This is a genomic window from Polaromonas sp. P1_E1_2 (assembly GCF_056406035.1).
In genome coordinates this window covers 1-3,154 of the sequence record NZ_JBFUAZ010000503.1, presented here as the reverse complement: position 1 = coordinate 3,154, position 3,154 = coordinate 1, and the positions used below count along the sequence as shown (strand labels likewise).

The window sequence follows — 3,154 nt, the reverse complement described above, 5'->3', positions numbered from 1 at the left end:
GGCCAGACAGATCCATGGGAGTCTCCACAAATAAAAACCCCGGCGAAGAGCCGGGGTGTTTCAGGGCGCCTGCCGGAAGGCGGCGCGCGGCTGATCGAATGTTACTTCGGTTATTTCACGGCGACAGGCGGCTTGCTCACGTCACGGTCAAACCATTTGGTGGAGATCTTCGCGAAGCTGCCGTCGGCTTGCAGGTCTGCCAGCGCCTTGTCGATGGCGGCCTTGAACTTCGGGTTGTTCTTCACAAAAGGAATGCCGGATTTTTCAAGGTCACCCACGGGCGCACCGGGCTTGAGCGGCAGCTTGGTCTGCTTGACGATGTAAGGGATGAGCAGGCTGTCGTTGAGCGCGGCGTCGATGCGGCCCAGTGCCAGATCCTGCAAATACTCTTGCGCGCCGGGGTAGGTCTTCACGTCGATGCCGCCCACTTTTTTGGCGATGTCGGCGTAGTTGGTGCCCTGGCCCAGGCCGAGCTTTTTGCCCTTGAGGTCGGCCAGCGTCTTGAACTCGCGCTTTTCGTCCTTGCGGATGATCAGCTGCGGGGCCGAGATGGTGTAGGGCTCGGAGAAATCAAAGGTCTCCTTGCGCTTGTCGGTGATGCCCACCTGGTTGATCACCACGTCGTATTTGCCGGCCTGCAGGCCTGCCAGGATGGCGCTCCATTCGCTGGTGGAGAACTCGGCTTTGACGCCCAGCTTTTGCGCCAGAGCGTTGGCCAGTTCCACTTCAAAGCCGGCGAGCTGGCCGCCCTCTTTGTAGTTGAAGGGCGGGTAGGTGCCTTCGAGCGCCACTTTGAGTGTGCCGCGCTGTTTGACGGTGTCGAGCAGGTCGGCTGCGCTGGCACTGAGCGCGAGCGTCAAAAGGAGTGTGGAAGTGATAGTGGAGGCGGCGGCTTTGCGAATATTCATATTCAACCTTTGCATAAGAGAATTGTTATTGAGATGAATATCGAATATTAAATCTGCCACCACTTTGGTGCATGCGCGGCAGCAAAAGCCCTACGGCGAATCCGGATGCTTCGCGGACGCTGCGCGTGAACTCAGGGCTTGGCGCAGTGGGCGTAGATGTCGAGCGCGGGCTTGTAGATGCTGGTCTGCACATTCATCAGGCCGAGCACCGAGTGAAAGTAGTTGTCGTGGCTCACCGGTGCATCCAGCTGTTGCCTGAGGCACGCGGTGGTCAGCTTGTTGCGCTGCTCAAATTCGGGTGAGAGCCAGGTGATCCAGGGCACGCGCTTTTGCACCTCGGGCGCAATGCCCCAGGGCATGCCGTGCAGGTAGAGGTTGTTCTCGCCCAAGGACTCGCCGTGGTCGGCCAGGTAGAGCAGGGCGGGTGCGCTGCGCGCTTCTTGCGCCTTGAGCCACTGGATGGAAGACGCCAGCAATTTGTCGGTGTAGACGATGCTGTTGTCGTACGCATTGAGCAGGCCTTCGCGACTGCAGCTTTGCAGCGCGTTGTCGGTGCACTCGGGCAGGAATTTTTTGACAGCTTGCGGCGAGCGCTTGTAATACGCCGGGCCGTGGCCGCCCATCTGGTGCATCACGACCACCACGCCTTTGGCGCGGCGCTCGGCCGGCAGCGCGGCAATGCGTTCGTCAATGCCGTGCAGCATGACTTCGTCAAAACATTCGCCGCTATCACACAGGCCTGGTACTTTGAGCTGTACGGTGTTCACGTTGGGCACGCGGTCACACACGCCTTTGCAGCCCGATTGATTGTCGATCCACAGCACGGCCAGGCCCGCGCGCTGCAGCACGTCCAGCATGCCTTCGTAGTTGGCGGGCCGCGAATCATAGGCTTCACGCCCGAAATTGGAGAACATGCAAGGCACCGACGCAGCCGTGYTGGTGCCGCACGACCACGCGTTGCGCAAGCTGACCACGTTTTCTTTGGCCAGCAGCGGGTTGGTGGGCCGGCCGTAGCCGTTCAGCGAAAAGTTGGCGCTGCGCGCCGTCTCGCCCAGGACCAGCAGCAACAGCGGCGGTTTGGTTTGCGCTGCATAGCTTGCCCCGAGTTTGGCGTCTTCACCCAGGGGCAACACGATGGATTCATCACGCTGGAACGGTTTTGCCGCGATGGAACCCAGCGCGTAGAAGGAGTTGAGTGGGTTGATCAGGTAGCGCACATGCGTGTAGTTGCGCATGACGGAGGCAATGCTCTGGAAAAACAAAAACACCACTAACACCAGCAGCACGCACGCTCCGGTCAGCGTGGCTGCGTTGGTGAGCATCTGTCGCACTGCGCCTGCACGTCTGACCTTCTGCCGCCACAAAAAGATCATCGGCAGGACCGCCAGCACCATCACCGTGGCCAGCAGTCGCCAGTTCAGCAGGTCGCGTGTTTCGCGCACATCAGTCTGCAGCGTGTTGATCATCATGGTTTTGTCGATGACCACGCCATAAGTCACCATGAAATAGGCGCCGAAAGCGGCCGACAGCAGAAAGACCGTGATGGCGGGCTTGAGTGTCCAGCGCCAGGCCAGCACGCTGAGCAGCGCGGTGGTCGCCAGCGCAATCACCAGCGCCAAGGCGATGCTTATGACCACCGCCTGGCCCCCGGTAAGGCCGGGCAGGCGGGCCAGCTCGCGCCACAAGGCCACATTGCATACCGTGGCAATCCAGAGGCTTGCAATGACCACCAGCCACAACGGCCGCATGCCGGCGTCTTGCCGCACAGTGGTCAGGGGGGCGGGCCGCGATGTGGAGGATGCGGAAGGGGAAGGGCGCAGCGGCATAGCGCTGGATTGTATTGGGGCGGCCTTAATGCAGGCTTAAGGCCTGCTCACGGTCTTCAATCAAGCGGCCACAGCCAGACCCAGCTGCTGCGCATGGTGCCGCAGGTGTTCGGCCATGAAGGTTGCGATGAAGTAGTAGCCGTGGTCATAGCCCGCGTGGCGGTGCAACGCCAGCGGCTGGCCCGCCTTGGCGCAGGCGGCTTCAAAGAGCTCGGGGTACAACTGCTCGGCGAGGAATTTGTCGTCCAGCCCCTGGTCTATGCGTATGCCGCCCGGGTAGGGCGCTGCGGGCATCAGGTTCATCAAGGCGGTGGCGTCATGTTCAACCCAGTTTGATTCATCGCTGCCGAGATAGCCGGTAAACGCCTTGCGGCCCCATGGGCACTGGCTGGGCGCGCAGATAGGTGCAAACGCCGAGAC

General features: G+C 61.1%; 3 protein-coding genes. All 3 read right to left on the bottom strand.

The features are described 5' to 3' along the window. Positions 1–110: 110 nt before the first annotated feature. Entirely contained in the window at positions 111–908 is a 798-nt protein-coding gene (locus AC1D1P_RS18915; RefSeq protein WP_477674034.1) for a transporter substrate-binding domain-containing protein, read from the bottom strand. A gap of 131 nt (positions 909–1,039) precedes the next feature. Continuing rightward, positions 1,040–2,734 carry a phosphoethanolamine transferase gene (locus tag AC1D1P_RS18910; RefSeq protein WP_477674033.1) on the bottom strand — a complete coding sequence of 565 codons (1,695 nt, stop codon included), beginning with the start codon at positions 2,732–2,734 and terminating at the stop codon, positions 1,040–1,042. 60 nt (positions 2,735–2,794) lie between these two features. Further along, positions 2,795–3,154 (bottom strand): alpha/beta hydrolase-fold protein (locus AC1D1P_RS18905; RefSeq protein ID WP_477674032.1); only part of this gene is annotated, 360 nt, incomplete at its 5' end.

Coding starts and splice junctions, on each gene's coding strand:
- AC1D1P_RS18915 (WP_477674034.1), bottom strand. CDS start 908: ATGAATATTCGCAAAGCCGCCGCCTCCACTATCACTTCCACACTCCTT.